Origin of the sequence: Streptomyces sp. NPDC005574 (assembly GCF_040605435.1) — a bacterium.
Classification (GTDB): Bacteria; Actinomycetota; Actinomycetes; order Streptomycetales; family Streptomycetaceae; genus Streptomyces.
This window is the reverse complement of record NZ_JBEXCW010000190.1, coordinates 1-6339: the sequence shown is the minus strand read 5'-3', so window position 1 is coordinate 6339 and position 6339 is coordinate 1. Positions and strand designations below refer to the sequence as shown.

The 6339-nt window shown below is 73.1% G+C and carries 4 protein-coding genes; all 4 read left to right on the top strand.

Translation table 11 applies throughout. From position 1 onward, the window contains the following. Positions 1–213: 213 nt before the first annotated feature. The 4 genes from ABZT03_RS42570 to ABZT03_RS42555 all read left to right on the top strand — a co-directional run bounded on the left by ABZT03_RS42570 (position 214) and on the right by ABZT03_RS42555 (position 6209). Positions 214–2448 (top strand): molybdopterin oxidoreductase family protein, encoded by a 2235-nt coding sequence (locus tag ABZT03_RS42570; protein WP_356049484.1) that lies wholly within the window; start codon positions 214–216, stop codon positions 2446–2448. Between the two features lie 171 nt (positions 2449–2619). Continuing rightward, positions 2620–4044, top strand: coding sequence for a citrate:proton symporter (locus ABZT03_RS42565; RefSeq protein WP_356049482.1), 1425 nt, complete (start codon positions 2620–2622; stop codon positions 4042–4044). 38 nt (positions 4045–4082) lie between these two features. Continuing rightward, positions 4083–5324 carry an MFS transporter gene (locus ABZT03_RS42560; RefSeq protein ID WP_356049480.1) on the top strand — a complete coding sequence of 414 codons (1242 nt, stop codon included), beginning with the start codon at positions 4083–4085 and terminating at the stop codon, positions 5322–5324. Positions 5325–5426: 102 nt separating this feature from the next. Beyond that, positions 5427–6209: a hypothetical protein gene (locus tag ABZT03_RS42555; protein WP_356049478.1), complete on the top strand. Its 783-nt coding sequence runs from the start codon at positions 5427–5429 to the stop codon at positions 6207–6209. Positions 6210–6339 lie beyond the last annotated feature (130 nt).

The window sequence follows — 6339 nt, the reverse complement described above, 5'->3', positions numbered from 1 at the left end:
GAAGCGGGGAGCGCAGCGAGTCATCGCGTTCTTCACCCCAACGGAAGCGGGCGGTGCCGCTCCGGTACGCGAGGCAGAACCATCGAGGGTTCGCCCCGCCCGCCCCGCCGGAATTTCACGAGCCGCTCCCGGCAGGGGCTCCCCACCGTTCATACCGGTCGGTATGCTCGGCGTCAGTCCCTGCGTCACCGCCGCCGCTCCCCGGGAGGACCCGTGTCCCGCACCGCCCTGCGAATCTGCCCCTTGTGCGAGGCCACCTGCGGGCTGACACTCACCGTTGAGGGGACCCGGGTGACAGGCGCCCGCGGTGACCGCGACGACGTGTTCAGCCGCGGGTTCATCTGCCCCAAGGGCGCCTCCTTCGGAGCCGTCGACGCCGACCCCGACCGGTTGCGCACCCCGCTCGTGCGCCGGGACGGCGAACTGCGCGAGGCCACCTGGGAGGAGGCGTTCGACGCGGTCGCGGCGGGCCTGCGCCCGGTCGTCGAGCGTTACGGCCCGAACTCCGTCGGCGTGGTCCTCGGCAACCCCAACGTGCACACCATGGCAGGCGCCCTCTACCCGCCCCTCCTGCTCGCGGGACTCGGCACCCGCTCCGTCTTCACCGCCTCCACCGTCGACCAGATGCCCAAGCACGTCTCCAGCGGGCTCCTCTTCGGCGACGCCAACCTGATCCCCGTCCCGGACCTCGACCGCACCGACCACCTCCTGCTGATCGGCGCCAACCCCCTGGAGTCCAACGGGAGTCTGTGCACCGCCCCCGACTTCCCCGGCAAGCTCAAGGCGCTCAAGGCACGCGGCGGCACCCTCACCGTCATCGACCCGCGCCGCACCCGCACCGCGAAGCTCGCCGACCGGCACATCGCGATCCGGCCCGGCACCGACGCCCTGCTGCTCGCGGCGATGGCCCACGTGCTGTTCGCCGAGGACCTCGCCGACCTCGGCGAACTGGCCCCGCACGTCCAGGGGCTCACCGAACTCCGCGAGGCCGTCGCCGAGTTCACGCCCGAGGCGGTCGCCGCCGCCTGCGACGTGGACGCCGCCGAGACGCGCGCCCTCGCCCGGGAACTGGCCGCCGCGCCCACCGCCGCCGTGTACGGCCGGATCGGAAGCTGCACGGTCCCGCACGGCACCCTGGCCAGCTGGCTGGTCGACGTCCTGAACATCCTCACCGGCAACCTCGACCGCCCCGGCGGCGCCCTCTTCCCGCAGGCCGCCACCGACCGGACGCCCCGCCCGGCCGGGCCCGGTCACGGGTTCGCGCTCGGCCGCTGGCACTCGCGGGTGAGTGAACACCCCGAGGCGAAGGGCGAGTTGCCGCTGTCCGCGCTCGCCGAGGAGATCGACACCGCCACCCCGCATGGCGAGCCGGTGCGGGCCCTCATCGCCGTCGCCGCCAACCCCGTGCTGTCCGCCCCCGACGGCGACCGCCTCGACAAGGCGCTCGACTCGCTCGACTTCATGGTCAGCGTCGACCCCTACCTCAACGAGACCTCGCGCCACGCCCACGTCGTACTGCCGCCGCCCCCGCCCTCGCAGAGCGCGCACCACGACTTCGCCTTCAACACCCTCGCCGTCCGCAACCAGGTCCGCTACACCCGCCCCGCCGTCCCGCTGGAACCCGGCCGTATGCCGGAGACCGAGATCCTGGCCCGGCTGACCCTGGCCGCGACCGGCATGCACGGCGCCGACCCGGCGGCCGTCGACACCCTGGTGATCGACCAGACCCTCGGCAAGGCGGTCAAGGAGGCGCATTCTCCCGTGCACGGCCGCGACCCGCGCGAGCTGGCCGGCCTGCTGAGCGGCGTCAGCGGCCCGGAGCGCCGGCTGGACCTGATGCTGCGCCTCGGCCCCTACGGCGACGGCTTCGGCCGGCACCCGGACGGGCTGAGCCTGGAGAAGGTGCTGGCCCACCCGCACGGCATCGACCTCGGCCCCCTCCAGAAGCGTCTGCCGCAGCCGCTGAAGACGACCAGCGGCCAGGTGGAGCTGCTGCCGCGGCCGATCGCGGACGACCTGCCGCGTCTGCGCCGGGCCCTGCGCGAACTCCCCGACGGGCTCGTCCTCGTCGGCCGCCGCCATCTGCGGTCCAACAACAGCTGGATGCACAACGTGCCCGCCCTGACCGGCGGAACGAACCGCTGCACCGTGCACATCCACCCCGAGGACGCCGAGCGGCTGGGCGTGCGCGACGGGGCGCCGGTGCGGGTGAAGGGCGCCGGGGGAGAGGTGACCGCCCCCGCCGAGGTGACCGACAGCGTGCGCCGGGGTGTGGTGAGCCTGCCGCACGGCTGGGGCCACGACCGCCCCGGCACCCGGATGAGCCACGCGGCGGCCGATCCCGGCGTCAACGTCAACCAGCTCCTGGACGGCAGCCTGCTCGATCCGCTGTCGGGCAACGCGGTGCTCAACGGCGTACCGATCGAGGTCACGGCGGTCGCCCCGTGACCGGAATGAGCCCCACCGGGCCCACGCCCTGACCAGTGCAAAGCCGTGACCTGCGATTTTGCGCTTATTGCTCGCAGGTCAACGTCTTGTTAACGCCGAACGAACAGACCTAACGTCAACGCCACCGCCGGCCCTGGTGGGAGTTCAAGGGCGAACGTTAGGTATCCACTCATGCTGACCATCCTCGGCTTCGCCATGATCGCGACCTTCCTGGTCCTGATCATGCTGAAGAAGATGTCGCCGATCGCGGCGCTCGTGCTGATCCCGGCACTGTTCTGTGTCGCCGTCGGGAAGGGCGCCAAGCTCGGTGACTACGTCATCGACGGCGTCACCAACCTCGCGCCCACGGCGGCGATGCTGATGTTCGCGATCGTCTACTTCGGCGTGATGATCGACGTCGGCCTCTTCGACCCGATCGTCCGCGGCATTCTGAGGTTCTGCCGGGCGGACCCGCTGCGCATCGTGGTCGGCACGGCCCTGCTCGCCGCGATCGTCTCGCTGGACGGCGACGGCTCCACCACCTTCATGATCACGGTCTCGGCGATGTACCCGCTGTACAAGCGCCTGAAGATGAGCCTGGTCGTGATGACCGGCGTCGCCGCCATGGCCAACGGCGTGATGAACACGCTGCCGTGGGGCGGCCCCACCGCCCGCGCCGCCACCGCCCTGAAGCTGGACGCCGGCGACATCTTCGTCCCGATGATCCCGGCCCTGGCGGTCGGTCTGCTGGGCGTCCTCGTCCTGGCGTACGTCCTCGGCCGCCGCGAGCGCGGCCGGCTCGGCGTGCTGACGCTGGACGAGGTGCTGGTCGAGGAGAAGGAGACCGAGACGGTGCTGGTGGGTGCCGGCGGTTCGGGCCCCGGCACCGGCGCGACCCCCGTGCGCACCGCCGGCACGGGCTCCGGAATCGGCGCGGACGCGCCGAAGGACTCCGAAGAAGACGAGGACGACGGCTTCCGGGGCCTGGACCCGCACCGTGCCACCCTGCGCCCCAGGCTGTACTGGTTCAACGCGCTGCTCACCGTCGTCCTGCTGACCGCCATGATCATGGAGTGGCTGCCGATCCCGGTGCTGTTCCTGCTCGGCGCCGCGCTCGCCCTCACCGTCAACTTCCCGCACATGCCCGACCAGAAGGCCCGTATCGGCGCGCACGCCGAGAACGTGCTGAACGTCGCCGGCATGGTCTTCGCCGCCGCCGTCTTCACCGGCGTGCTCACCGGCACCGGCATGGTCGACCACATGGCCACCTGGCTGGTCGGCAACATCCCCGACGGCATGGGCCCGCACATGGCCTTCGTCACCGGCGTCCTCAGCATCCCGCTCACGTACTTCATGTCCAACGACGGCTTCTACTTCGGCGTCCTGCCGGTGCTCGCCGAGGCCTGCCAGGCCCACGGCGTCTCCTCCCTGGAGATCGCCCGCGCCTCGCTCGTCGGCCAGCCGCTGCACATGTCCAGCCCGCTCGTCCCGGCCGTGTACGTCCTGGTCGGCATGGCCAAGGTCGAGTTCGGCGACCACACGCGGTTCGTGGTGAAGTGGGCCGCGCTGACCTCGGCGGTGATCCTGGGCGCCGGGATCCTCTTCGGCATCATCTGACGCGACGTCACGGACACTCTCGTACAAAGGACTTGACCATGGTGCCCGGTGGGAACCGCGGCTGGCTGCTCCGCCTCGTCCTCGCCTTCGGCTTCGCGCAGGGGGCGGTGTCGATGGCCCGGCCCGCCGTCTCCTACCGGGCCCTCGCGCTGGGCGCGGACGAGCGCGCGGTCGGGGTGATCGCGGGGGTGTACGCCCTGCTCCCGCTGTTCGCCGCCGTCCCCCTCGGCCGCCGCACCGACCACGGCCGCTGCGCGCCGCTGCTGCCCTTCGGTGTGCTCCTCATCGCCGGCGGCTGCGCGCTCAGCGGTGCCGCCGGCTCCCTGTGGACCATGGCGGTGTGGAGCGGGGTGATGGGCCTCGGGCATCTGTGCTTCGTGATCGGCGCGCAGTCGCTCGTCGCCCGCCAGTCCGCCCCGCACGAACAGGACCGCAACTTCGGCCACTTCACCATCGGCGCCTCGCTCGGCCAGCTCGTCGGCCCGATCGCCGCGGGTGCCCTGATCGGCGGCCCCGACCGGGCCGGCACCAGCGCCCTCGCCCTGTTCGCCGCGGGCGCGGTCGCGACGGTCGCGTTCACCTCGCTGTGGCGCATCGAACGCCCTACGGCGGCCACGTCGTCCGCCGGACTCGGCGCGCCCGTCCCGGTCGGCCGCATCCTGCGCGCCCGGGGGGTGCCCGCGGGCATCCTGGTCAGCCTCTCGGTGCTCTCCGCCACCGACGTCCTCACCGCCTACCTGCCGGTGGTCGGCGACCACCGGGGCATCGCGCCGCCTGTGGTCGGCCTGCTGCTCAGCCTGCGCGCGGCGGCGACCATCGCCTGCCGTCTGGTGCTGACCCCCCTGCTGCGGCTCGGCCGCACCCCGCTGCTCACCGTGACCTGTGCGCTGGCGGCCGTGCTGTGCGCCGGGATCGCCGTGCCGGTGCCGGTGTGGGCGCTCGCCCTGATGCTCGCCGCGCTCGGCTTCTGTCTCGGTGTCGGTCAGCCGCTGTCGATGACGACGGTCGTCCAGGCGGCCCCGGAGGGCGCCCGGTCCACGGCCCTCGCGCTGCGGCTGACCGGCAACCGGCTGGGCCAGGCCGCGGCCCCGGCGGCGGCCGGACTGGTCGCGGGCGTCACGGGCGTGGCCGCGCCGTTCGTGATGCTAGGCGCCCTGCTGCTGCTCTCGGCCGGCGGCGCGTCGCGCGCCCCGGCGGCCCCGGGAGCCGCTCCGCCGGCCGGTCCGGTTCCGGTCGGCGGCCGTGGAAAGGACAGGTTGCGCCGGTCGAGCGACATCTGACGGCGCGTCGGATGGCACTGCCGTACCGGGGGCGGCCGATGTGAAAGAGAGTCAGATGAAAGCGCGATTTGTGTGAAAATCGTCTGACTCGGAGGAACGTCCATGCCCACCTTGCTGCCCCCGCCCACCGTCGGCACCCGCCTCGGCGCCGCGGCCCTCACCGTACTCACCGCGGCCGGGGCCACCTGGATCGCGACGCCGACCGCCCTGGCCGCACCCGGCGACGGTGCCGACATCAGGATCCACCGTGAGCAGGTGCCCTTCGGTGTCTCGAAGGACGACCCGGTGGTCTGCAGGTTCTACCTCGACGCCGCGAACTTCGGCGAGCTGCCGACCGTCGCCTACACCATCAAGGCGCGGCCCCCGGCGCCCACCAGCGCCACCGTGACCGGCAGCATCGAGCTGACCCAGGGAGCCGGGCACACCGACACGCTGGGGCTGGCCGAGGGGTCGTACACGCTGGAGTGGACGATCACGCCCGTCGGGGGCGCCGCCCCGGTCCCGTCGCCCAAGGTGAAGATCTTCAAGGTCAGCTGCCACGAGGACCGGCGCGAGGGCAACCAGGACCCGAACCGCCCGATCGGGGAGGACGGCCGTCAGGCGGCGGGGATGAGCGGCCCCGGCGGTGACGGCGGCCAGGGCGGTCGGCCCGACCAGGCCGGCGGTCAGGGCGGTCGGCCCGACCAGGCCGGCGGCCAGGGCGGCGAGCGCTCCGAGGGCGGCGGCGAGGCCCCGAAGGGCGGCGTCCACGCCGGCGGCGGCGGCCTCGTCGACACCGTGCAGGCGTACACCCCGCTGAGCGCGGCCGCGGCCGTCGGCCTGGTCGTGGTCAGCGGAGCCGTGTACTTCCGGCTGCTGCGCCGACGCTCGCATGGTGCCGCGTAGGCGCAGACGCAGGCCCTGGTACCGGACCCGCGCCTACCGCCTCGCCAGGACGGCCATGATCGTGGCCGTCCTGGTGACGGTCGTCCGGTGCGGGGGGCACGAGCCGCCCGGGTCCGCCCGGGCGGGCGGC

What these genes read in the sequence shown, in the direction of transcription:
- ABZT03_RS42555 (WP_356049478.1), top strand. Translation starts at nt 5,427, where the DNA reads ATGCCCACCTTGCTGCCCCCGCCCACCGTCGGCACCCGCCTCGGCGCC.
- ABZT03_RS42560 (WP_356049480.1), top strand. Translation starts at nt 4,083, where the DNA reads ATGGTGCCCGGTGGGAACCGCGGCTGGCTGCTCCGCCTCGTCCTCGCC.
- ABZT03_RS42565 (WP_356049482.1), top strand. Translation starts at nt 2,620, where the DNA reads ATGCTGACCATCCTCGGCTTCGCCATGATCGCGACCTTCCTGGTCCTG.